At 70.6% G+C, this 22,385-nt stretch carries 21 protein-coding genes; 15 read left to right on the top strand and 6 right to left on the bottom strand.

Features of this window, described 5'->3' with window-relative positions; genetic code table 11:
- Window positions 1–146: 146 nt before the first annotated feature.
- A complete protein-coding gene (gene sepH / locus ACGFWI_RS00005; RefSeq protein WP_393903584.1) occupies window positions 147–1,211 on the bottom strand; it encodes a septation protein SepH in 1,065 nt (354 codons plus the stop codon).
- Between the two features lie 498 nt (window positions 1,212–1,709).
- Here sepH and ACGFWI_RS00010 point away from each other — a divergent pair, with 498 nt between their 5' ends.
- Entirely contained in the window at window positions 1,710–2,921 is a 1,212-nt protein-coding gene (locus ACGFWI_RS00010; RefSeq protein WP_393903585.1) for a hypothetical protein, read from the top strand.
- Window positions 2,922–3,005: 84 nt separating this feature from the next.
- On the opposite strand, the gene ACGFWI_RS00015 is transcribed toward ACGFWI_RS00010, so the two are convergent.
- Window positions 3,006–4,349, bottom strand: a complete 1,344-nt coding sequence (locus ACGFWI_RS00015) for a D-arabinono-1,4-lactone oxidase (protein ID WP_393903586.1) — start codon at window positions 4,347–4,349, stop codon at window positions 3,006–3,008.
- 247 nt (window positions 4,350–4,596) lie between these two features.
- Entirely contained in the window at window positions 4,597–5,868 is a 1,272-nt protein-coding gene (locus ACGFWI_RS00020; RefSeq protein ID WP_393903587.1) for an MFS transporter, read from the bottom strand.
- Between the two features lie 180 nt (window positions 5,869–6,048).
- Here ACGFWI_RS00020 and ACGFWI_RS00025 point away from each other — a divergent pair, with 180 nt between their 5' ends.
- Both ACGFWI_RS00025 and ACGFWI_RS00030 read left to right on the top strand, forming a co-directional pair.
- On the top strand, window positions 6,049–7,203 hold the full coding sequence (locus ACGFWI_RS00025) for a ferrochelatase (protein ID WP_393903588.1): 1,155 nt from the start codon (window positions 6,049–6,051) through the stop codon (window positions 7,201–7,203).
- Window positions 7,204–7,246: 43 nt separating this feature from the next.
- A complete protein-coding gene (locus ACGFWI_RS00030; protein ID WP_393903589.1) occupies window positions 7,247–8,092 on the top strand; it encodes an inositol monophosphatase family protein in 846 nt (281 codons plus the stop codon).
- Between the two features lie 81 nt (window positions 8,093–8,173).
- Here the strand turns inward: ACGFWI_RS00030 and ACGFWI_RS00035 are convergent, their stop codons facing one another.
- Entirely contained in the window at window positions 8,174–8,350 is a 177-nt protein-coding gene (locus ACGFWI_RS00035; RefSeq protein ID WP_006602631.1) for a hypothetical protein, read from the bottom strand.
- Window positions 8,351–8,677: 327 nt separating this feature from the next.
- On the opposite strand from ACGFWI_RS00035, the gene ACGFWI_RS00040 reads away from it, so the two are divergent.
- The 4 genes from ACGFWI_RS00040 to ACGFWI_RS00055 all read left to right on the top strand — a co-directional run bounded on the left by ACGFWI_RS00040 (window position 8,678) and on the right by ACGFWI_RS00055 (window position 12,334).
- Window positions 8,678–9,331: a response regulator transcription factor gene (locus ACGFWI_RS00040; RefSeq protein ID WP_006602630.1), complete on the top strand. Its 654-nt coding sequence runs from the start codon at window positions 8,678–8,680 to the stop codon at window positions 9,329–9,331.
- Between the two features lie 6 nt (window positions 9,332–9,337).
- The gene (locus tag ACGFWI_RS00045; RefSeq protein WP_393903590.1) at window positions 9,338–10,600 is read left to right on the top strand and encodes a sensor histidine kinase; all 1,263 of its coding nucleotides are present in this window, start codon (window positions 9,338–9,340) and stop codon (window positions 10,598–10,600) included.
- A gap of 526 nt (window positions 10,601–11,126) precedes the next feature.
- Window positions 11,127–11,429, top strand: coding sequence for a DUF4193 domain-containing protein (locus ACGFWI_RS00050; RefSeq protein ID WP_003982531.1), 303 nt, complete (start codon window positions 11,127–11,129; stop codon window positions 11,427–11,429).
- 92 nt (window positions 11,430–11,521) lie between these two features.
- Window positions 11,522–12,334, top strand: coding sequence for a hypothetical protein (locus tag ACGFWI_RS00055; protein WP_393903591.1), 813 nt, complete (start codon window positions 11,522–11,524; stop codon window positions 12,332–12,334).
- A gap of 22 nt (window positions 12,335–12,356) precedes the next feature.
- On the opposite strand, the gene ACGFWI_RS00060 is transcribed toward ACGFWI_RS00055, so the two are convergent.
- On the bottom strand, window positions 12,357–12,800 hold the full coding sequence (locus ACGFWI_RS00060; RefSeq protein WP_393903592.1) for a DUF3093 domain-containing protein: 444 nt from the start codon (window positions 12,798–12,800) through the stop codon (window positions 12,357–12,359).
- A 58-nt stretch (window positions 12,801–12,858) separates the two neighbouring features.
- Here ACGFWI_RS00060 and ACGFWI_RS00065 point away from each other — a divergent pair, with 58 nt between their 5' ends.
- From ACGFWI_RS00065 to ACGFWI_RS00100, 8 genes are all read left to right on the top strand, one after another.
- Window positions 12,859–13,452: a PaaI family thioesterase gene (locus tag ACGFWI_RS00065; protein ID WP_393903593.1), complete on the top strand. Its 594-nt coding sequence runs from the start codon at window positions 12,859–12,861 to the stop codon at window positions 13,450–13,452.
- Window positions 13,449–13,970, top strand: coding sequence for a dUTP diphosphatase (gene dut, locus ACGFWI_RS00070; protein ID WP_327154418.1), 522 nt, complete (start codon window positions 13,449–13,451; stop codon window positions 13,968–13,970). Before ACGFWI_RS00065 ends, dut begins: the two co-directional genes overlap by 4 nt.
- 1 nt (window position 13,971) lies before the next feature.
- Window positions 13,972–14,736 (top strand): DUF3710 domain-containing protein, encoded by a 765-nt coding sequence (locus ACGFWI_RS00075; RefSeq protein ID WP_393903594.1) that lies wholly within the window; start codon window positions 13,972–13,974, stop codon window positions 14,734–14,736.
- A 326-nt stretch (window positions 14,737–15,062) separates the two neighbouring features.
- Complete coding sequence (kdpF, locus tag ACGFWI_RS00080) at window positions 15,063–15,152, top strand: K(+)-transporting ATPase subunit F (RefSeq protein WP_055544543.1); 90 nt, start codon at window positions 15,063–15,065, stop codon at window positions 15,150–15,152.
- Window positions 15,153–15,186: 34 nt separating this feature from the next.
- Window positions 15,187–16,863 carry a potassium-transporting ATPase subunit KdpA gene (kdpA, locus tag ACGFWI_RS00085; RefSeq protein ID WP_393903595.1) on the top strand — a complete coding sequence of 559 codons (1,677 nt, stop codon included), beginning with the start codon at window positions 15,187–15,189 and terminating at the stop codon, window positions 16,861–16,863.
- Window positions 16,864–16,895: 32 nt separating this feature from the next.
- The gene (kdpB, locus tag ACGFWI_RS00090; RefSeq protein ID WP_393903596.1) at window positions 16,896–18,995 is read left to right on the top strand and encodes a potassium-transporting ATPase subunit KdpB; all 2,100 of its coding nucleotides are present in this window, start codon (window positions 16,896–16,898) and stop codon (window positions 18,993–18,995) included.
- A gap of 5 nt (window positions 18,996–19,000) precedes the next feature.
- Window positions 19,001–19,669 carry a potassium-transporting ATPase subunit KdpC gene (kdpC, locus tag ACGFWI_RS00095; protein WP_393903597.1) on the top strand — a complete coding sequence of 223 codons (669 nt, stop codon included), beginning with the start codon at window positions 19,001–19,003 and terminating at the stop codon, window positions 19,667–19,669.
- A 265-nt stretch (window positions 19,670–19,934) separates the two neighbouring features.
- Window positions 19,935–21,113, top strand: a complete 1,179-nt coding sequence (locus ACGFWI_RS00100; RefSeq protein WP_393903598.1) for an alginate lyase family protein — start codon at window positions 19,935–19,937, stop codon at window positions 21,111–21,113.
- Window positions 21,114–21,207: 94 nt separating this feature from the next.
- On the opposite strand, the gene ACGFWI_RS00105 is transcribed toward ACGFWI_RS00100, so the two are convergent.
- Window positions 21,208–21,771: a GNAT family N-acetyltransferase gene (locus tag ACGFWI_RS00105; RefSeq protein ID WP_393903599.1), complete on the bottom strand. Its 564-nt coding sequence runs from the start codon at window positions 21,769–21,771 to the stop codon at window positions 21,208–21,210.
- Window positions 21,772–22,385: the final 614 nt, after the last annotated feature.

The following is a 22,385-nucleotide window of genomic DNA, read 5'->3' on the forward strand; positions in this document are numbered from 1 at the left end:
GCCCGCCCCCCCCCCCCCCCCCCCCGGCCCCCCCCCCCCCGCGCCCCCCCCCCGGGGCCCCCCCCCCCCGGGCCCCCCCCCCCCCCCCCGCCGGGGCGCGCCCCCACGGGTGGGTATGCGGCGGGAGGGCCCCAAGGGCCGCCCCGTTACTCCGGCTTCTTGCGCCGGGTGCCGAAGACGATCTCGTCCCAACTGGGCACCGCGGCGCGGCGGCCGGGCCGTACACCGTCCGCCTCGGCCTGCCGGTCCGTCGTCCCGGTCAGCCGGTCGCGATGACCGGCCACCGCGCGCGGCATCAGCACATCGGCGTACGCGGAACCCGCGCCCGCACTGGCTGCCGGGGCGGGCGGCTCCTCGACCTCGGCCTCGGACTCCTCGTCGCTCTGCGCCGACTTCACGGTCTCCGGTACGACCATGTCGCCACGGAAGCTCGGCACCGCCTCCAGCAGGCTGGTCAGCGAATCGCGCTCGCGCTCACCGACGGCCTCCTCCGCGACCCGCGGCTCGCCGTCCTCGCCGTTGGACTGCGCCCCGCGCTCGCCGCGTTCGGGCGTCTGCCGGTCCAACGCGCGGTCCAGCGGCCGGTCGCGCGGCAGCCGTGCGATCCGCGGCACGAACGGGAAGCTCGGCTCGGGCGTGTCGTCGCTCTCGCCGATCAGCGCCCGCGCCTCGTCGTCCACGGCCTGGACGAGCCGCCGGGGCGGGTCGTACGTCCAGCTCGCCGAGTGCGGTTCGGCCGCGACGCGGTAGACCAGCAGCACCTCCCAGGTGCCGTCGTCCCGGCGCCAGGAGTCCCACTGCACGCTCTCCTTGTCGGCGCCGCGCAGCAGCAGCCGCTCCGCCACCGCCTCGCCGAGCTGCGGACCGGTGTTCTCGCCGGGCCGCCGCACCGGGGTCTTGCGGGCCCGCTCGGCCATGAAGGCGCGTTCGGCGAGCACCGGCCCCTCGAAGCGGCGCACCCGGTCGACGGGGATGCCGGCGAGCTGGGCGACCTCTTCGGCGGAGGCACCGGCTCTTATACGCGCCTGGATGTCCCGCGGACGCAGATGGCTCTCGACCTCGATCTCGATCTGGCCGAGGCGTGCACGGTCATTGCGGACGGCGGCGCGCAGCCGTTCGTCGATCGGAAGCGTGTACTCGGTGCTGTCCGCAGCTTTGAGCACCAGCCGTGTGCCGTCGTTGGAGACGGCCACGACACGCAGTTCGGGCATGGGGACCTCCCGGGTGGTGCCTGCCGACGTCACTCGCGTCGCTGCTTCCGCTAGTCGAGTGTGGCCTGCCCGGGTGCAGCCTGCCACAACATTGCCGAGTTGCCCGGCGTGTCGGGGCTTGGCCCTGAAACGCCGTTATGACACGGTTACCTGTTCGCCACGCTCAGTGACCATGCCGCTTGCTCTGTCACCGTTCACCCGTGCCGAGCGGCGGCGCCCCGGGGTGAGTGCCGCCTTCATGGCCCCCTCCCCTGGGTTCCGGGCAGCCGGACGGGAACCGGGGCCAGGGCTCGCCACAGTACTCCATTCGGACCACTGAGGTGGACCGCCGCGCCGCTGAACTTCTGGGCGCGCAACGGAGTTGGGTCGTCTTGTCGATCTCTCTACCTGGCACGCAGGTGGCAAGTTTCACAGATTCCCCAAAATCGGAACTTTTGGCTCCGCCGAATGGTCACTTCTCCATGCAAGATGGATCGAACGGGCTATCAAAGGTTGGAGATGGACGAAGAAACCGAAAGCGACACGAAGAAGAAGGAGAAGCGGATTGACCTGAGCATTGCTCAGGTGGCCGGCAGCGCGCTCGCCGCGGCGGTCGCCGCGTACCTCGCGGGCCGGCTCGGCGTCTACGGAAGCATCATCGGCGCGGGGGTGGTCAGTGTCGTGGCCACCACCGGCGGCTCGGTGTTCCAGCACCTGTTCCGGCGCACCGGCGAACAGCTCAAGGAGGCGACGGTCACCACCCGGCCGAAGCCACACCGCTCCTCCTCCACCCGCACTCGATCCACCGCACCCGGCGCCCGGCAGGCCGAGCCCACGATGGTGCTGCCGACCTTCGACAAGGAGGGCACGGAGGACAAGGTCACCTCCGTCGCCGCCAGGACGAGCGGGTACGGCACCGCCCGTACGCAGCTGGTCCCGCGGGTCGAACAGGCTCGCCGGCGCGATCCGGCGGGCGCCCACCCCGCCCCGGGGACCGATGACGCGACCCGGATGCTGCGCTCCGCCGAGCCCGATGCGACCCGCGCACTGCGTGTGGTGGACGGGACCGGTCCGGGGCGGCCCGCGGACCGTACGCAGCTGGTGCCGCGTCTCGACGAGCGGACCATGGCGCTGGGTCAGGCGGCCGCCCGCCCGCCCGGCGTCCCGGCAGCGCGGCACCCGGCCGGCTCGCCCGAGGAGCTCAGCACCGCGATGTACGGCACCCGGCTGCGCGGCTGGAAGCGGCCGACGCTCGGTGCGCTCGCGGTCTTTGCGCTCGCCATGGGGGTGGTCACCGGCACCGAACTGATCACCGGGCAGACGCCGAGCGGCGAGCAGGGCACGACGCTGAGCAATATCACCCATACCGGGGGAGGCAGTCGGCAGGAGCCCCGCACCCCGCAGTCGCCCGGCTCCGGCCACTCCCCGGGTGACGGCAGCCGGCGCGGCAGCGGTGACCGGCCGAGCCCCGACCCGGGCAACTCGGGCGACACCGGCACCGGCCGTGAGAAGGGCGGCGGTTCCCCGTCGCCGGACCCGAACCCGTCCGACGGCGGCAAGACCTCGCCGGACACCGGCACGCCCTCGTCGCCGGATCCGTCGCCGAGCGGCTCTGCCGGGGACGGCGGCACCGGCTCCGGCGACGGTTCGACCGGCACCGGAAACCAGGGGGACCACCCGGACGAACAGCAGTCCGGTGCGCCGGACCCCGGCCCCGGCGCCTCCTCCTGACCCGAGGCGGCCGTCCGGACGACGCGGACCCAACAGCTGCGGCCCGGTGCCCAACCCAGGGCGCCGGGCCGCAGCCGTCGTCGGTCAGTCCCCCAGGACCCGCCGCAGATAGGCGTTGGCGAACCGGCGTTCCGGGTCCAGCCGGTCGCGCACCGCGGTGAATTCCCCGAACCGCGGATAGGCGTCGGCAAGGTAGGCGGCGTCGCGGGTGTGCAGCTTCCCCCAGTGCGGGCGTCCGCCGTGTGCCGTCATGATCCGCTCGGCGGCCGCGAAATACGCCTCGTACGGCGTCCCGCGGTACATGTGTACGGCGAGGTACACGGTGTCCCGGCCCGAAGCGGTGGACAGCGGAATGTCGTCGGCGGGCGCGGTCCGCACCTCGACCGGGAAGCTGACCTTGAAGTCCGAGCGTTCCACCAGAGCCTTGAGCTCACCCAGTGCCGCCACCGCGGCCGCGCGGGGCAGCGCGTACTCCATCTCCACGAACCGCACCCGCCGCGGCGAGGTGAACACCTTGTACGGGATGTCGGTGTACGTACGGGCCGACAGCGCGCGGCTGGAGATCTTGGCGATGCGGGGTATGGCGGCCGGTACCGCCCGCCCGACGGTGCAGGCGAGCTGGAAGACCCCGTTGGACAGCAGCTCGTCCTCGACCCAGCCGCTCACTCTCCCGGGTGGCGCCGCCGGGCCCTGGCTGCGGTTGTTGCGCTTGGTGTTGCAGCTGCCGGTGTGCGGGAACCAGTAGAACTCGAAGTGTTCGTTCTCGGCGACCAGCTCGTCGAACCGGTCCGTCACCTCGTCGAAGGCCATCGGCTCCTCGCGCGCGGTCAGCAGGAACTCCGGCTCCACGGCGAAGGTCAGCTCGCTGATCACGCCCAGCGCGCCCAGGCCCAGCCGCGCCGCGGCGAAGACCTCCGGGTTCTCCTCGGCCGAACAGGTCAGGACCGAGCCGTCGGCGGTGACCAGTTCCAGGGCGGTGGTCTGGGCGGCGAGCGAGGCCGAGTCGCGGCCGGTGCCATGGGTGCCGGTGGCGGCCGCCCCGGAGACCGTCTGTTCCATGATGTCGCCCATGTTGGTCAGCGACAGTCCGTGCGCGGCCAGCGTCTCGTTGAGGCGCTTGAGCGGTGTACCGGCCGCCACCGTCACCGTGCCGGCCTCGCGGTCGACGGTGCGGATGCCGGTCAGCCGCTCGGGGCGGATCAGCAGCCCGTCGGTGGCGGCCGCCGGGGTGAAGGAGTGGCCGGTGCCGGCGGCCTTGACCGTCAGCCCGTCCGCGGCGGCGGCGCGGACCGCGGCCGCCAGCTCCTCCGTGCTCGCCGGGGCCACGCTCCGGGCGGGGCGGGCGGTGACATTGCCCGCCCAGTTGCGCCACGGCCCGGCTGTCGGACCGCGCCCTCCCGAGCCGCCGACGGCATTGCTGACTGCCATGGTGACGTCCCCTCCCTCCGCGCGGGCCGGCCGTGTTCGGCCGCCGTTGTGTGAGCGCATGATGTCAGTCACCGACGTGCCGTTCAGGCGGGGTGACGGGAATCACAGAGCCAGGGAACCGGCTGGAATCGCCCGGCTCCCGGACATGTCGTACCGCCGGTAACTCGCCGACGGGCGGGGCGGGTTCACACGGACCGGCGGGCCGGCGCCACACGGGGCGGGCGGGCCCCGATCGACGGGACAGGTCCTAGGCGACGCTCTCCTCGCCCTGCCGCTCCGTGGCCGGACCGGGCCGGCCGGGCAGGCCGCCCGCCACGGCCGAGCCCGCCACCGGAGGCGACTGCGGGCGGAGCCTGCGGTAGCCCGCGAAAGCCACCAGCGCGGCGAGCACGCCCGCCGCCCCCGGCACCAGATAGCCGCGGGCGGCCCCGGCGGCGTCCACCACCCAGCCGGCCGCCGACGAACCGAGCGCGACGCCCACCGCCAGACCGGTGCTGGTCCAGGTCATGCCCTCGGTCAGCTTCGACCGCGGCACATGCTCCTCGACCAGCGCCATCGTGGTCACCATCGTCGGGGCGACGGACAGCCCCGCGACGAACAGCGCGACGGCCAGCAGCGGCAGTGAACCCACCAGCTGTAGTGGCACCATGCTCACGGCCATCGTGCAGACCCCGACCACCCAGCGGCGGGACGGATGGCCCTTGAGGTGCAGCAGCCCGAAGACGGCACCGGCCGCACACGAGCCGAGGGCGTAGACCGCCAGCACCAGACTGGCCGCGGCCTTGTGCCCGGCCTCCTCGGCGAACGCCACGGTCACCACGTCGACCGCCCCGAAGATCGCGCCGGTCGACACGAACGTCACCACCAGCACCTGCAGGCCCCGCGAGCGCAGCGCCGACCCCTGGGCGTGCTGCTCACGCGGGTGCGGCACCGGCTCCGTCGCACGCTGCGCCGTCAGCCAGAACACGCCGGCGGCCAGGAAGCCGGCGGCCAGCAGGGGACCGGCCTCCGGGAACCACGCGGTGGACAGGCCGATGGACAGGATCGGTCCCACGATGAAGCACGTCTCGTCGACGATCGACTCCCACGCGTACGCGGTGTGCAGCTCGCGCGGGGAGCCCCGGTAGAGCTCGGCCCAGCGCGCCCGGATCATCGAGCCGACGCTCGGCACACACCCGGCACAGGCCGCGAAGACGAACAGCAGCCAGTCCGCCCACCGTTGCTGGGCGCTCAGCAGCAGACCGGCGACCGCGGCGATCGACAGCAGGGTGGCCGGGCGCAGCACCCGGCTCTGCCCGTGCCGGTCCACCAGCCGGGAGATCTGCGGGCCGAGGACCGCGGCGGACAGCGCGATGGTCGCGGACAGCGCGCCGGCCAGGCCGTAGCGGCCGGTCAGCTGGGAGATCATCGTGACGATCCCGATGCCCAGCATCGACAGAGGCATCCGGCCCAGCAGTCCGGCGGCGGAGAACGACTTGGTGCCGGGGCGGCCGAAGATGGCGCGGTACGGACTGGGCAACGGGGGTGCTCCGCCGGTGAGGACCGAAATGATCGGTAAGGAATGACAGGGGCCGATACAGCTTACGGGCGGTGTGCCGTCGGCCGCCTCCGAATTTTCGCAACCTCCTCCGGCCCGTCGGCCTTCCCGGCGCCGGGACCTGCCCGCCGCACCCGTGGGAAGGGTGGCAGGATCGATGGCATGCCCGAACAGTGCGATCCCCGCCCTTATGACGCCCTGCTGCTGCTGTCCTTCGGCGGTCCCGAAGGCCCCGACGACGTCGTCCCGTTCCTGGAGAACGTCACCCGCGGCCGCGGCATCCCCCGTGAGCGCCTCAAGGAGGTGGGGCAGCACTACTTCCTGTTCGGCGGCGTCAGCCCCATCAACGCCCAGAACCGGGAACTGCTGGACGCACTGCGCAAGGACTTCGCCGGGCACGGCCTGGACCTGCCCGTCTACTGGGGCAACCGCAACTGGGCGCCCTACCTGACCGACACCCTGCGCACCATGGTCCAGGACGGCCACCGCCGTATCGCCGTCCTGGCGACCAGCGCCTACGCCTCGTACTCGGGCTGCCGGCAGTACCGCGAGAACCTCGCCGACGCCCTCGCCGACCTCGGGGCCGAGGGGCTGCCGGTGCCGCAGGTCGACAAGTTGCGGCACTACTTCAACCACCCCGGCTTCGTCGGTCCGATGGTCGACGGCGTGCTGGCGTCCCTCGCCGCACTGCCCCGGGAGGTGCGGGACGGCGCCCATCTCGCGTTCACCACACACTCCATCCCCACCGCCGCGGCCGACACCTCCGGCACACCCGCCGACCACACCCGGGACGGCGCGGGCGGCGCCTATGTCGCCCAGCATCTGGACGTGGCGCGGGTGGTCGCGGACGCCGTCCGCGCGCAGACCGGTGTGGACCACCCCTGGCGGCTCGTCTACCAGTCCCGCAGCGGCGCCCCGCACATCCCCTGGCTGGAGCCGGACATCTGCGACCACCTGGAGGAGCAGCACGCCGCGGGCGTTCCGGCCGTCGTGATGGCACCCATCGGGTTCGTCTCCGACCACATGGAGGTCAAGTACGACCTCGACACCGAAGCCACCGCCAAGGCCGCCGAACTGGGACTGCCGGTCACCAGGTCGGCCACCGTGGGCGCCGACCCGAGGTTCGCCGCGGCCGTCCGCGACCTCCTCCTGGAGCGCGCGGCCACCGAACGGGGCCGCACCCCGGAGCGCTGCGCCGTGGGCGCCCTCGGTGCCGGCCACGACCTGTGCCCCATCGGCTGCTGTCCCGCGCGCGCACCGCGCCCGGCCGCCGCCGGCGCCGACTGGCGGGGCCCGGCCGCCGAAGCCCCCGCGTAAACCCCTCCGCCCTCGATCACCGCTCGTCCGAGCAAGGAGCATCGTGCCCGACCCGCTGCACCCCGACGCCCCGCAGACCGATCCGGCGCATCACGAGGCGCTGTACGACGAACTTCTCGAACTGGCGCTGGAGGCCGCCCGCCGCGCGGGGGCGCTGCTGCGTGACGGCCGGCCCGCCGACCTCGGTGTGGCCGCCACCAAGTCCAGCCCCATCGACGTCGTCACCGAGATGGACCTCGCCTCCGAGAAGCTGATCACCGGCTTCCTCGCGGAGCACCGCCCCGACGACGGTCTCCTGGGGGAGGAGGGCGCCAGCTCCGACGGCACCAGCGGCATCCGCTGGGTCATCGACCCCGTCGACGGCACCGTCAATTACCTCTACGGGCTGCCGGCCTGGTCGGTGTCCATCGCGGCGGAGAAGGACGGCGAAGTGGTCGTCGGGGTGGTCGCCGCCCCGATGCGCGGCGAGACCTGCCAGGCCGTCGTGGGCCGTGGCGCGTTCAACAACGGCGAGCGCATCCGCCACCGGCCCGCGCCGCCGCTCTCCCAGGCGCTCGTCGGCACCGGGTTCGGCTATCTCGCCGAGCGCCGGGCGGCCCAGGCGGAGGTGGTGCGCACGCTGCTGCCGCAGGTCCGCGACATCCGGCGCGGCGGCTCGGCCGCGATCGACCTGTGCGATGTGGCCTGCGGCCGGCTCGACGCCTACTACGAGCGCGGTCTGAACCCCTGGGACCTGGCGGCCGGCGCCCTGATCGCCCGCGAGGCCGGGGCGCTCACCGGTGGGCGCCCCGGCCGGCCGGTCTCCCACGAGCTGACCCTCGCCGCCTCCCCGGCCCTCTTCGAGCGGCTCCAGCCCCTCCTGGACGAGCTCGGCGCCTGGCACGACTGACCGGACCGCCGTCCGGGCACGACAGCGCCCCGGCACCATCCCCTGGATGCCGGGGCGCTGTCGTCGTACGCCGGGGAGAGGTCAGGCGTTGCTGACCGCTCCGTACCGCACGCCGTGCTCGGTCGCCAGTCGCTGCAGGTCCTCGAGTTCTGCCTGCTCGACCTCGGCGAGGAAGTCATCGCCCGCGGCGCGGGCCCGGTCCAGGTCGGCTTCGGTGTTCTCTATGCGCTGCAAAATGCCTGCGGTGAACGCGTCCATGTGCGCCCCCTCGTCGTGGGTCGGTGGGCACGGGGGTGTGCCGACGGGTGGGTCGATCGATCACTGCGTGGTCCCTGCGATGGATCAGTTCATGGCACGTAGCCGAAGAAACAGGGTGTGATCGCGGGTGTACAGCCGTCCTCCCCACCCCCCACCTCAGGGAAACCTCAACCCGCCCAGGAATCATGTCCGTCGGGCGCCGAGGCCCGGGCTCTCCACCCCTCCGCCCCCTCTTACCGCCGGTTTATGGCTCTTCGGGGCAGGATGGAAGAGCTCTGAAGACTTTGTTGTGCCTGCCCGCAAGGGCCCTGAGGAAGGACTAGCGACGTGCGTGTTCTCGTCGTCGAGGACGAGCAGCTGCTCGCCGATGCGGTGGCCACCGGACTACGCCGGGAGGCCATGGCCGTCGACGTGGTCTACGACGGCGCTGCCGCCCTGGAACGGATCGCGGTCAACGACTATGACGTCGTCGTGCTGGACCGTGACCTTCCGGTCGTCCACGGTGACGATGTCTGCCGCAAGATCGTCGAGCTGGGGATGCCCACCCGCGTCCTGATGCTCACCGCCTCCGGCGACGTCAGCGACCGCGTCGAGGGCCTGGAGATCGGCGCGGACGACTACCTTCCCAAGCCCTTCGCCTTCACCGAGCTGACCGCCCGGGTACGCGCCCTCGGGCGCCGTACGACCGTTGCGTTGCCGCCCGTCCTGGAGCGGGCCGGCATCAAGCTCGATCCCAATCGCCGCGAGGTGTTCCGCGACGGCAAGGAGGTCCAGCTCGCCCCGAAGGAGTTCGCGGTGCTGGAGGTCCTGATGCGCAGCGAGGGCACGGTCGTCTCGGCGGAGCAGCTCCTGGAGAAGGCCTGGGACGAGAACACCGACCCGTTCACCAACGTCGTGCGGGTCACGGTCATGACGCTGCGCCGCAAGCTCGGCGAGCCCGCGGTGATCGTCACCGTCCCCGGCTCGGGATACCGGATCTGACCGGCGATGCCCTCCCTGCCCTCGTTCTCCAAGGCGGCCACCCCGCCGCCGCCCGTTCCGCCCAAGCCGACCTGGGACCCCAGGCCGGTCGATGTCCGTCCGTTCCCGTGGCTGCGGCCCACGATCCGGATACGGCTGACGCTGCTGTACGGCGGCATGTTCCTGATGGCCGGGATCGTGCTGCTCACGATCATCTACATGCTGGCCGCGGACGCGCTGCACGACGGCAGCGCGCTGCCGCTGAAGATCCTCGGCGGGAAGTTCCAGTCGACCAGTGACATCTGCGACCTGCCCACCGAGACGTCCGGGCAGCTGCTCCAGCAGGCCGTCGAACAGTGCCTGCAGCACCAGCGCGCGGTGGCCCTCAACAGCCTCCTCAACCGCTCCCTGCTGGCCCTGCTGGGTCTGACCATCGTGGCCTTCGCCTTCGGCTATGCGATGGCGGGCCGGGTGCTGTCGCCGCTGGGGCGCATCACGCGTACCGCCCAGCGGGTGGCCGGCTCCGATCTGCACCGCCGGATCGAGCTGGGCGGGCCGGACGACGAGCTCAAGGAGCTCGCCGACACCTTCGACGAGATGCTGGACCGGCTGGACCGGGCCTTCGAGTCGCAGCGGCGGTTCGTCTCCAATGCTTCGCACGAGCTGCGGACGCCGCTGGCGATCAATCGCACGCTGCTGGAGGTCCAGCTCGCTGATCCGGAGGCGTCCCCCGAGCTCGCGCAGCTCGGCAAGACGCTGCTGGCGACGAACGAGCGCAGCGAGCAGCTGGTGGAGGGGCTGCTGCTGCTCGCCCGCAGCGAGAACAAGGTCGTCGACAAGAAGCCGGTCGATCTGTCCGAGGTCGCGTCCCAGGCCGTCGACCAGACCCGTGAAGAGGCGCACAGCAAGGGTGTGGAGTTCCGGGGGGTTCGCCAGCAGGTCTTCGTGCAGGGCAACGGCGTCCTCCTGGAGCGCATCGCCCTCAATCTCGTCCAGAACGCGGTGCGCTACAACGTGCCGGAGGAGGGCTGGGTGGAGGTCACCACGGAGCCGCAGCCCGGCTGTGCGGTCCTGGTGGTCGCCAATACCGGTCCGGTGGTGCCTGCCTACGAGGTGGAGAACCTCTTCGAGCCGTTCCGGCGGCTGCGTACCGAGCGCACCGGCAGCGACAAGGGGGTCGGTCTGGGCTTGTCCATCGTGCGCTCGGTCGTGCGCGCGCACGACGGCACCATCACGGCCGAGCCCCGTGAGGGCGGCGGACTCGTGATGAGGGTCGTCCTGCCGCTCTGACGCAGGCCAGAGGGCGGTTGTACGCCCGCTGGAGCCACTGTGCGCCCCCGTGAGCAGTCGTCGGACATCTGTGCGTACGATCGCCCGTCTCGCGGCCGTACGCCGCTTCGCCTGCCGGTTTGACGAGAAGGGGGGTCGGCGTGGATCCTTCGCCGAGTTCGCTTTGCGCGGAATTAAACCGGTCCGCCCACCGGTCTGCGCGTGTGTGATGCCTCACAGACGCGAAATTCCGGCCATCTACGCTCCGTGATCGAAATGCCTGTCGGAATGCCGGGGAAGTCCGGGTTTCCGGGGGGTGAGATCACGGGAAGTAGAGGTGATGGGCTGCGCGAGGTGCGACATTCGGACCGTGTACGGTCCTGATCGCCATCCAAACCGATCACCTCTTCAGGGGTGCGGTTGGGTGTCGATTGAGTAACAGACCTTGATGTGAGGCAAAATCTCCGCCTCAGGTCGGGCACAAGTCCGGCCTCTCACGCGTTACGAGCGCTGAGACACCGCAGACACCCAGAGGGGGAGAGCGAAAATGGCTACGGATTACGACACCCCACGCAAGACCGACGACGATCTCAACGAGGACAGCATTGAAGAGCTGAAGTCGCGGCGGAACGACAAGTCCGCCTCGGCCGTCGACGTCGACGAGTTCGAGCAGGCCGAGGGCCTGGAACTGCCCGGCGCGGACCTGTCCAACGAAGAGCTGGCCGTGCGCGTGCTGCCCAAGCAGCAGGACGAATTCACGTGCATGAGCTGCTTCCTGGTCCACCACCGCAGCCAGCTGGCCGCAGAGGACAAGAACGGGCAGCCGATCTGCCGCGACTGCGCGGCCTGAGACCGGTCTACGCCGTGGCAGGCGTGAACCCGTTCCGTAAGGGCGTCAAAGGCTCGGCGGCCGGCGCACGATCACGCGAGGAAACCGCGCCCGTGCCCGCCGACCCGACCGCCCTCCCCGCGGAGCGGACGACCGGTGCATTGCAGTGGGGGCACCTCCCGCTCGAGCGAAGCCGAGAGCGGGGGAGAGGCCGCACGGCCTCGCTCGCGGCCATGGTCGGCCGTGGTGCCGGACGAACCGGCGGCAGGATGCGGGCAGGGCTTGCCGCGATCGCCGACCGGATCATCGACACCGCCCCGCGGATCCCGGTCCGCGACCTCGCCACCCTGCGCGCCCAGTTCCCCGGACTGACCCCCGAGGACCTGGCCGACAAGCTCGTCGCGGGCGCGTGCAGGGGCACCGCCACCGTCGGAGCGGGCGTCGGCGCGGCAGCGATGCTGCCCGTACCGCCCGCCATGCCGGCCGAGCTGGCCGCCGAGGTCACCGGTGTCGCCTCGGTCGAGATCAAACTGATCGCAGAACTGCACGAGGTCTACGGGCTCCGGCCCGCGGGGAATTTCCGGCAGCGGGCGATGGCCTATCTGACGTCCTGGACGGAGGAGCGGGGCGTCGACATCGCCAAGCCGACCTCGCTGAACATCGCCCTCGGCGGGCAGATGAAGCGCGAACTGCGTCAGCAGATCATGAAGCGCATGCTGCGCAACCTTCCCAACCTCACGCCGTTCATGGTCGGCGCCGCCGTCGGCGCGTTCATGAACCGCAGGGACACCAGAAAAGTTGCGGAAAAAATCCGTAAGGACCTGCGCACCAAGCAGGTCCCCTGGGACGCCCTTCCCGACTCCGCGCCGACCGCCCTGATGGGCGTCGAACGGGCCGGAGAGACCCCGCCGCCACCGGGCGACTGATCCACGAACCCGCGGCCGCCGGTCAGGCGCGTCCGGCCGCCAGCGCCGCCACCAGGCGCTCCGGCGCCCGCGTCGAGAGATAGGCGTACGGCGTCGGGTCCTGCGGATCGGTGATCTCCACCCGCACCGCGGTGCGGATATAGCCGCGCAGCAGCATGAACGCGCGGGCGTCGGCCTTGTGCGTACGCCACGCCATCGCCTCGTCCGCGTCCAGCGCCCATGCCTCGCCCAGTGCCGTCACCGGGATCTTCGCGTCGCCGGCGATCAGGGCACCGCCCACCACCCGGATCCGCACCGAGCCGTACGAGCTCACCGCCACCGCGGACAGCGCCGCTCCGCCGATCAGTCCGCCGAGCAACCAAAGTGTCCCCAGGGGGAGCAGCATCAGGGCGCAGGCGACGCCGATCAGCGCGGCGATCACCCACCAGGACCGGGGCGCGGTGAGGCGTTCTTCGTACGGCTGCATGGCTCCAGCTTGGCACGGCGGCGCGGGCCCCTTATGCGCGCGGGTAGGGTCTCCCCTCGTGAGTGGAACTGACGAACCCAGGGCGCGGCTGACGCCACCGGCGGACGCTGTCGCTCCGGTCCGGCATGCCGAGGCGCCGGCACCCGGAGAACTTCTCGGCGCGCACTACGACCGGTGCTTCGGCTGTGGCACCGGCCAGCCGCACGGCCTGCATCTGGAGGCGCGGGCCGGCGACGGGGTGAGCGTGTCCGCCGAGTTCACCGTCAAGGAGGCCCACCAGGGTGCGCCGGGTCTGGCGCACGGCGGGGTGCTGGCCACCGCGCTGGACGAGACGCTCGGCTCGCTGAACTGGCTGCTGCGGGTGATCGCGGTGACCGGCCGGCTGGAGACCGACTTCGTACGGCCGGTGCCGCTGGGCACGGTGCTGCACCTGGACGCGCGGGTCACCGCGGTGCACGGGCGGAAGATCTACTCGACGGCCGTGGGGCGCATAGGCGGCCCGGACGGTCCCGTCGCGGTGCGCGCCGAGGCCGTCTTCATCGAGGTGAAGGTCGACCACTTCATCGACAACGGAAGGACCGAGGAGATCCAGGCGGCGATGTCCGACCCGGACCAGGTCAGGCGAGCGCGTGCCTTCGAGGTGAACCCGTGAGTCAGGTACGGAATCCGGTGGATGTGCTGCTGCGGCGGCTGGATCCGGACGTGCCCGTTCCGTCGTACGGGCATCCCGGCGACGCGGGTGTGGATCTGGTGACCACCGAGGCCGCCGAGCTGGCGCCGGGGGAGCGCACCGTGCTGCCCACCGGGGTGTCGATCGCGCTGCCTGACGGGTATGCGGCATTTGTGCATCCGCGGTCCGGGCTGGCCGCGCGCTGCGGCCTGGCGCTGGTCAATGCCCCCGGGACGGTGGATGCCGGGTACCGTGGAGAGATCAAGGTGATCGTGGTCAATCTGGACCCGCGCGAGAGCGTGCGGTTCGAGAGGTTCGACCGGATCGCCCAACTGGTCGTCCAGCAGGTCGAGAAGGTGCGCTTCCACGAGGTGGCGGAACTTCCCGGCTCGGCGCGGGCCGAGGGGGGATTCGGTTCCACCGGCGGTCATGCGGCGGTGGGCGGCTCCACGGGCGGGAATGAATACGCATCGGTCGGTGCCGACCGGGAAGGACAGTGACGTGTTCGGACGTCGCAAGAAGAACGAGGCTCCTGAAGAGTCGGTCGAGGACACCACGCTCGACGAGCACACGGTGAGCGACGCCGACGAGGACGAGGCGCCGCAGCAGCGGCTCAATCTTCCGCCCGCGCCGCGCCCCGACGGTCCCTGGGACGGGTCTGAGGTCTCCGAGCCCGGCGAGGGCCGGGTGGACCTCGGCGGGCTGTTCGTGCCGGGTGTCGAGGGCATGGAGCTCCGGGTGGAGGTCGCCGGTGACGCCATCGTCGCCGCGACCGTGGTGCTGCAGGACAGCGCCGTACAGCTGCAGGCCTTCGCGGCCCCCAAGAACGAGGGCATCTGGGGCGAGGTCCGTGAGGAGATCGCCACCGGCATCACCCAGCAGGGCGGGGTCATCGACGAGGTCGAGGGCCCGCTGGGCTGGGAGCTGCGCGCCCAGGTACCCGTACAGCTGCCGGACGGCACGAACGGTGTGCAGGTCGTGCGCTTCATCGGCGTCGACGGCCCCCGGTGGTTCCTGCGCGGTGTGATCTCCGGCCAGGGCGCGGTGCAGCCGCAGGCCGCGGGCGTGCTGGAACACATCTTCCGGGACACCGTCATCATCCGCGGCGAGGGCCCGATGGCCCCCCGCGATCCGATCGTGCTGAAGCTGCCGGACGATGCCCAGATGGTGCCGGACGGTGTGCAGCAGGACTCGGTCGAGCAGTCGCGCTTCGGCGGTGGTGTCGAGCGCCTGGAGCGTGGACCGGAGATCACCGAGATCCGCTGACACATCCGGCGGCCGGGCGGCGTGATGGCGCCCGGGTGACGGCTGGATCGTGACGGTCGCAAGGGCCCGTACTCCCCTCTGGGGGGTGCGGGCCCGCTCCGTTTGTGCAGGTCAGGTCGCGATGCGTAGGAAAGTCGTCAAGGGAACGCCAATGGCCGTAAGGGAGCCGTCAACGGCGGTCACAGACGGCCGGAACGGCGCTTTGCTCTAGGGGTCCTGTCCTCCCCATTCCACTAGGAGCACACGATGGCCGATGTGGCCTTCGTCGTCGTCACGATCGCGGTCTTCGCGTTGGTGGCTCTCGTCGCCAAGGGGGTGACGAAGCTGTGACCGCGGAAAACATCGTCGGTCTGATCGTGGCCGTCGCCCTGCTCGGCTACCTGGTCCTCGCCCTCGTTTTCCCGGAGAGGTTCTGAGGTGTCGACTGCTGCTGCTGCCGCAGCGGGCCACATGAGCCCCGTTCTCGCAGGCGTGCTCCAGCTGACAGCGCTCACCGCGGCGCTGGCCCTGGCGTACCGCCCCCTCGGCGACTACATGGCCGCCGTCTACAGCTCCCCCAAGCACCTCCGCATCGAGAAGGTCATCTACCGCTGCATCGGCGCGCATGCGGACGCCGAGATGCGCTGGCCGGCCTATCTGCGCGGCGTCCTGGCATTCTCCGCGGTGGGGGTGCTCTTCCTCTACCTGCTGCAGCGCGTCCAGGGCGGTATGCCGCTGTCCCTCGGCTTCGCGTCGATCAGCCCGGACCAGGCGTTCAACACCGCGGCGTCCTTCGTCGCCAACACCAACTGGCAGTCCTACAGCGGCGAACAGGCCATGGGCCACGTCGTGCAGACCGCCGGTCTCGCGGTGCAGAACTTCGTCTCCGCCGCCACCGGCATGGCCGTCGCCATCGCTCTCGTCCGCGGCTTCGCCAGGTCGCGCACCGGCGATCTCGGCAACTTCTGGGCCGACCTGGTCCGCGGCACCGTGCGGGTGCTGGTGCCGATCGCCGTCATCGGCGCCCTCGTCCTGGTTCTCTGTGGTGCCATTCAGAACTTCTCCGGCATCCACGAGGTCGGCCAGTTCATGGGTGGCTCCCAGCAGACCAACGGTGGCGCGGTCGCCTCCCAGGAGGCCATCAAGGAACTGGGCACCAACGGGGGCGGCTACTTCAACGCCAACTCCGCCCACCCCTTCGAGAACCCCGACGCCTTCACCAATCTCTTCCAGGTCTTTCTGATCCTCGTCATTCCCTTCGCGCTCACCCGCACCTTCGGCAAGCTCGTCGGGAACGTGAAGCAGGGGTACGCCGTCCTCGCCACGATGGGCGTCATCTGGCTGGGCTTCACGGCGCTGATGATGTGGACCGAGTTCGCCCACGGTGGCCCGGCCCTGCAGGCCGCGGGCGCCGCCATGGAAGGCAAGGAGACCCGCTTCGGCGTCGGCGGCTCCTCGATCTTCTCGGTGGCCACCACCCTCACCTCCACCGGCGCGGTGGACTCCTTCCACTCGTCCTTCACGGCCTTCGGCGGGGGCGTCCAGCTGCTCGGCATGATGCTGGGCGAGATCGCACCCGGCGGCGTCGGATCCGGTCTCTACGGCATGCTGGTCATGGCGATCATTGCGGTGTTCATCGCCGGGCTGATGGTGGGCCGTACGCCCGAATACCTCGGCAAGAAGATCGGCACCCGCGAGATCAAGCTCGCCGCCTGCTACATCCTCATCACCCCGACGCTGGTGCTCGGCTTCACCGCCGTCTCGATGGTGCTGCCGCACGCGCTGGGCTCGATGCTCAACACCAAGGCGCTGGGCGCCGGTTCGCACGGCTTCTCCGAGGTGCTGTACGCCTTCACCTCCGGCGCCAACAACAACGGGTCCGCGTTCGCCGGCCTCAATGCCAACACCCCCTGGTACAACACCACGATCGGTCTGGCGATGCTGCTCGGCCGCTTCCTGCCGATGGTGTTCGTGCTCGCTCTGGCCGGCTCGCTCGCCGAGCAGAAGCCGGTCCCGGAGACCGCGGGCACCCTCCGTACCGAAAAGCCGCTGTTCGCCGGGCTGCTCGTCGGCACGATCCTGATCATCACCGGTCTGACCTACTTCCCGGCGCTGGCCCTCGGGCCGCTGGCGGAGGGCCTGTCATGACCGCCCCCGTGAAACCGGAGGAGCCCGGCTCCATGTCCACCGCCACTTCGACCCGTGCTCCGCACCAGGACGTCCCCAGTGGGCACAAGCCCGGCGACGGCCGTGTGGGCGGCGGTCTCTTCGACCCCAAGCAGCTGATCACGTCCCTGCCGGACGCGATACGCAAACTCGACCCGCGGGTGATGGTCAAGTCGCCCGTCATGTTCGTGGTCGAGGTCGGCTCCGTGCTGACCACGATCTTTGCCTGTACGACTCCCACCGACTGGTTCGGCTGGGCGATCGCCGCCTGGCTGTGGCTGACCGTCCTCTTCGCCAACCTCGCCGAGGCGGTCGCCGAGGGCCGTGGCAAGGCGCAGGCCGACACCCTGCGCAAGGCCAAGACCGACACCGTGGCGCGCCGTCTGAACGGAAGCAGCGAGGAGCAGGTAGCCGGCACCGAGCTGCGCATCGGCGACCTCGTCGTGTGCGAGGCCGGCGACATCATTCCCGGTGACGGCGATGTCGTCGAAGGAGTGGCATCCGTCGACGAGTCCGCCATCACGGGTGAGTCGGCCCCGGTCATCCGCGAGTCCGGCGGTGACCGCTCCGCTGTGACAGGCGGTACGAAGGTGCTCTCCGACCGCATCGTCATCAAGATCACAACGAAGCCCGGCGAGACCTTCATCGACCGGATGATCAACCTCGTCGAGGGCGCCGCACGGCAGAAGACCCCCAACGAGATCGCACTCAACATCCTGCTCGCGTCGCTCACCATCGTCTTCCTGCTGGCGGTCGTCACCCTCCAGCCCTTCGCGATCTACGCCGGCGCCGAACAGACCATGATCGTGCTGCTCGCACTGCTGGTCTGTCTCATCCCGACGACCATCGGTGCACTGCTCTCGGCCATCGGCATCGCCGGTATGGACCGTCTCGTGCAGCGCAACGTCCTGGCCATGTCCGGCCGCGCCGTCGAAGCCGCAGGCGATGTATCGACATTGCTGCTCGACAAGACCGGCACCATCACCCTCGGCAACCGCCAGGCCGCAGAGTTCGTCCCCGTACACGGCACCACCGAGGCCGAGGTCGCGGACGCCGCCCAGTTGTCCTCGCTGGCCGACGAGACGCCCGAGGGCCGCTCCATCGTCGTCCTCGCCAAGGAGAAGTACGGACTGCGCGAGCGGCACCAGGGCGAACTGACCGGGGCCGACTGGGTCCCGTTCACCGCCCAGACCCGGATGTCCGGTGTGGACGTCGACGGCCGCAAGATCCGTAAGGGTGCGTCAGGTGCGGTCATCACCTGGGTCAAGGAGCGCGGCGGCGAGGTCGCGGAGGACGCTGACACGCTCAGCAACGCGATCTCGCAGGCCGGTGGCACCCCGCTGCTGGTCGCCCTGGAGGACGAGCGTGGCCCCCGCGTCCTGGGAGTCATCCACCTCAAGGACGTCGTCAAGGACGGGATGCGCGAACGGTTCGTCGAACTGCGCAAGATGGGCATCAAGACCGTCATGATCACGGGTGACAACCCGTTGACGGCCAAGGCCATCGCTGATGAGGCGGGTGTGGACGACTTCCTCGCGGAGGCCACGCCCGAGGACAAGATGGCGCTCATCAAGCGGGAGCAGGCCGGCGGCAAGCTGGTCGCCATGACCGGCGACGGCACCAATGACGCGCCCGCGCTGGCCCAGGCGGACGTCGGCGTGGCCATGAACACCGGTACCTCGGCCGCCAAGGAGGCCGGGAACATGGTGGACCTGGACTCCAACCCGACCAAGCTCATCGAGATCGTCGAGATCGGCAAGCAGCTTCTGATCACCCGGGGCGCACTGACGACCTTCTCGATCGCCAATGACGTTGCGAAGTACTTCGCGATCATCCCGGCGATGTTCGCGGTGGCCTACCCCGGCCTGGACACCCTCAACATCATGCGGCTGTCCAGCCCCAGCTCCGCGATTCTTTCGGCGATCATCTTCAACGCGCTGATCATCGTCGCGCTGGTGCCACTCGCCCTCAAGGGCGTGCAGTACCGGCCGGTCAGCGCCGACCGGATGCTGCGCCGCAACCTCGCCGTCTACGGACTGGGCGGTCTGATCGCACCGTTCATCGGCATCAAGCTCATCGACCTGCTCATCACTCTCCTCCCCGGAATCGGGTGACCGCCGTGAACAACTCCGTACGCAACACCGCCCGGTTGATCGGTGCGTGCCTGCGTGCCCTGCTCGTACTGACGGTGGTCTGCGGGGTCATCTACCCGCTGGTGGTCACCGGAGTGGCACAGGCGGCGTTCGCCGGCCAGGCCAACGGGTCCCAGGTGAGCTCCCACGGCAAGGTCGTCGGCTCGTCGCTGATCGGCCAGCGCTACGACAAGGGCAAGGACAAGAACGGCAATCCGGTCCCGGACCTGAAGTTCTTCCAGCCGCGCCCCTCGGCGGGGTTGGGCAGCAACAAGGCCAACGGCGTCAACACGCGGTACGACCTTCAGGTCTCCGGCGCGTCCAACCAGGGCGCGACCAATACGGACCTCATCAAGGCGGTGAAGGAGCGCAAGCAGTGGGTCGCCACGACGTACGGCGTCCCCGAGGCGAAGGTCCCGGCGGATGCCGTCACCTCCTCCGGCTCCGGACTCGACCCGGACATCTCGCCCGCGTACGCCCAACTGCAGGCGGACCGGATCGCCAAGGAGAACCACCTGCCCGTTGGCACGGTGCATGAGCTGGTCGAGCGCCACACCGACGCCCGCATCCTCGGTTTCATGGGTGAACCACGGGTGAACGTACTGGAGTTGAACATCGCGCTGAAGGATCTGGTGAAGGGTCACACCAAGAGCTGAGCGCACCGGGAGTACGGGAGGCGGCCCCCGGAGGATTTCTCTCCTCCGGGGGCCGTTTCTCCTGCGTTCCTCTCCTTCGGGACCTGAACCACCCGTCGGGGCAAGGCGGTTGATTTCCCACCGCCCTCACGCCAGGTCTTGACGGCACGGTGGCTTGCCCTTACGTTCGCCAGCCATCGCAGGTGTTCATGTCAGCGCCTGTTGTTCATGTACGAGAACAGCTCCCGTCTCATCGAGCATCTCGACAGGAAGGCACCCACCCCCCATGCGCAGAAAGCTCACCCTCGTCGTCGGCGCGCTGCTCGGCGCCCTGACGGCAGGCCTGCTCGCCGGCGCCCCGTCCACCGCGGCGCCGGCCGCCTTCACCCACCCCGGCGTCCTCGTCGGCACCGCTCAGCTCGACTTCACCCGCGGCAAGGTCAACTCCGGGGCCCAGCCCTGGAAGAACGCCTTCGACACCATGAGGGCGAGCAGCTACGCCTCGCTCTCGCGCACACCCAAGCCCCGCGCCATCGTCGAATGCGGCTCGTACTCCGACCCCAACTACGGCTGCACCGATGAACGCGAGGACGCCCTCGCCGCCTACACCCTGTCGCTGGCCTGGTACATCACCCGCGACAGCAAGTACGCGGACAAGGCGATCCAGATCATGGACGCCTGGTCCGGCACCCTCAAGGACCACACCAACAGCAACGCCCCCCTGCAGACCGGCTGGGCCGGCTCCTCCTGGCCACGCGCCGCCGAAATCATCCGCTACACGTACAACGGCTGGCCCAAGGACCGCGTCGACCGCTTCGCCGGCATGCTGCGCACCGTCTACCTCCCCAAGGTGATCAACGGCTCCCGGAGCAACGGCAACTGGGAACTGAGCATGATGGAGGCGGCCGTCGGTATCTCCGTCTTCCTTGAGGACAAGGCCTCGTACGACAAGGCCATCGCCACGTTCCGCGCCCGGGTGCCCGCGTACATCTATCTGAAGTCCGACGGCGATCTGCCCAAGACCACGCCCGGCAGCGGGCTGGACACTCGCGACAAGATCGTCAAGTACTGGCAGGGCCAGTCCACGTTCGTCGACGGCCTCACCCAGGAAACCTGCCGCGACTTCACCCACACCGGCTACGGCCTGTCGGCCATCTCGCACATCGCCGAAACCAGCCGCCTCCAGGGCCAGGACCTTTACCCCGAGGTCGCCGACCGGCTGCGTCATGCACTCGGCTTCCAGGCCACCTACGAACTGGGCACCGCCCCGCCGTCATGGCTGTGCGGCGGCAGCGTCAAGCGCGGCCTGGGTCCGGTCGCCGAGGTCGGCTACAACGCGCTGCACAACCGGATGCACTACGACATGACCAACACCCAGAAGCTGACGGAGCGGCAGCGGCCGGCCGGTTCCAACAATCTCTTTGTCGGCTGGGAGACTTTGACCCACGCGGAGAACCCGAGCTGATGCGGAGCTGATCCGGACCGGCTTCGGCGCGGACGTGGCGTGCGGGGGCGGGGGAGGCGGGCCGCGAGGGCCCTCGCCCCGCCGCCCCCGCGCGTCACCACACGTCGCCGTCGCGCCAGTCGCAGGTGAGGTCGGTGTCGAGGGTGAGGGGGGCGGCCGCGGTCGGGAGGACGTAGATGCAGCCGTCCTCGTCCGCGGTGCGCTGGATGCCGTCCGGGGTGAGGGCCCAGGACCGGCCGCGCCACAGCTGCCAGCCGCGGGCGGCGTAGAAGGAAGCGGCCTCGTCGGCGGCGCCGAGCGCGCCGAGGTCGTAGCCGCCGCGTACGACCCGCTCCAGGGCGCCCATCATGGCCGCGCCGTGTCCGCGCCCGCGCCGGTCCGCGCGGACGCCGACGCCCTCCACGTAACCGCAGCGCAGTGCCCGGCCGCCGTGCAGCAGACGCCGCTGGACCACGGACGCATGCCCGATCAGTTCGCCGTCTTCGTGGACCAGGGCGTGCAGACCGCCGAGTGAGTGCTCCCAGTCCTCCGCGGTCATGTCGTCGAAGACGTCGTAGAGGAGGGTGCGGGCCGCCTTGAGGGTGGCGGTGTCGAGATCGGCGGTGTGGGCGAGACGGACGTCGGTCGTGCGGGGCGCCGTCGGATGTGCCTCGGTCATGTGGGTCATGGTCGCAGTCGGCCTGTGGCCCGGCGATGGCATTTTTCCGGCCATGGTTCATCTCCCTCCCGCCGCGCGCCCTGTCAGTGATGTGTCAGGTAACGGGGGTTGCGCTGGTGCCCCGCGAGCCCGGTCGGTGTCATGGAGGTGGCCGGTCGATCGGTGCCGCCGGGCCGTTGCCGCACGGCGGTGCGTGGGGTCCGCCGTCCGGTCCGGCCGGGTCGGCTGTCACGGCGGGCGTCGCGTACCTCTTCGCGCGGCGCCCGGCCGCCGTTACCCGTACGGGTGGGTGGCCCGGGCTGAACGTCGGCTCCCCGGGGCCGGCCGCGCCTTCGACCGTTCCGCCCCCGGCCGGCCCGGCCCCCGGCCGACGCCGCCACCCGATGGCCCCCAGCCCGCCACCCGACGCGCCACCCCACCCCGCTCCACCCGCTGCTCACCCCCACCCGCAGCCGACACACCACCCCCCGACCCGCCCGCCACCCGAAGGCCCACCCACCCCCATGAATCCCCGCCACCCGCCCCTCCCGCCTCCCGTATCAGAGTCGCGTCAAGACCGGACGCCAAGGCGCCGCCTGTGCCTTTTGTCCACTTGTCCGGTCGGTAGGCTCGCA

Source organism: Streptomyces sp. NPDC048434, from assembly GCF_043200375.1.
GTDB lineage: Bacteria > Actinomycetota > Actinomycetes > Streptomycetales > Streptomycetaceae > Streptomyces.

Coding starts and splice junctions, on each gene's coding strand:
- ACGFWI_RS00010 (WP_393903585.1), top strand. CDS start 1,710: ATGGACGAAGAAACCGAAAGCGACACGAAGAAGAAGGAGAAGCGGATT.
- ACGFWI_RS00025 (WP_393903588.1), top strand. CDS start 6,049: ATGCCCGAACAGTGCGATCCCCGCCCTTATGACGCCCTGCTGCTGCTG.
- ACGFWI_RS00045 (WP_393903590.1), top strand. CDS start 9,338: ATGCCCTCCCTGCCCTCGTTCTCCAAGGCGGCCACCCCGCCGCCGCCC.
- sepH (WP_393903584.1), bottom strand. CDS start 1,211: ATGCCCGAACTGCGTGTCGTGGCCGTCTCCAACGACGGCACACGGCTG.
- ACGFWI_RS00015 (WP_393903586.1), bottom strand. CDS start 4,349: ATGGCAGTCAGCAATGCCGTCGGCGGCTCGGGAGGGCGCGGTCCGACA.
- kdpA (WP_393903595.1), top strand. CDS start 15,187: ATGAGCCCCGTTCTCGCAGGCGTGCTCCAGCTGACAGCGCTCACCGCG.
- ACGFWI_RS00035 (WP_006602631.1), bottom strand. CDS start 8,350: ATGGACGCGTTCACCGCAGGCATTTTGCAGCGCATAGAGAACACCGAA.
- ACGFWI_RS00100 (WP_393903598.1), top strand. CDS start 19,935: ATGCGCAGAAAGCTCACCCTCGTCGTCGGCGCGCTGCTCGGCGCCCTG.
- ACGFWI_RS00105 (WP_393903599.1), bottom strand. CDS start 21,771: ATGACCGAGGCACATCCGACGGCGCCCCGCACGACCGACGTCCGTCTC.
- kdpB (WP_393903596.1), top strand. CDS start 16,896: ATGTCCACCGCCACTTCGACCCGTGCTCCGCACCAGGACGTCCCCAGT.
- ACGFWI_RS00060 (WP_393903592.1), bottom strand. CDS start 12,800: ATGCAGCCGTACGAAGAACGCCTCACCGCGCCCCGGTCCTGGTGGGTG.
- ACGFWI_RS00050 (WP_003982531.1), top strand. CDS start 11,127: ATGGCTACGGATTACGACACCCCACGCAAGACCGACGACGATCTCAAC.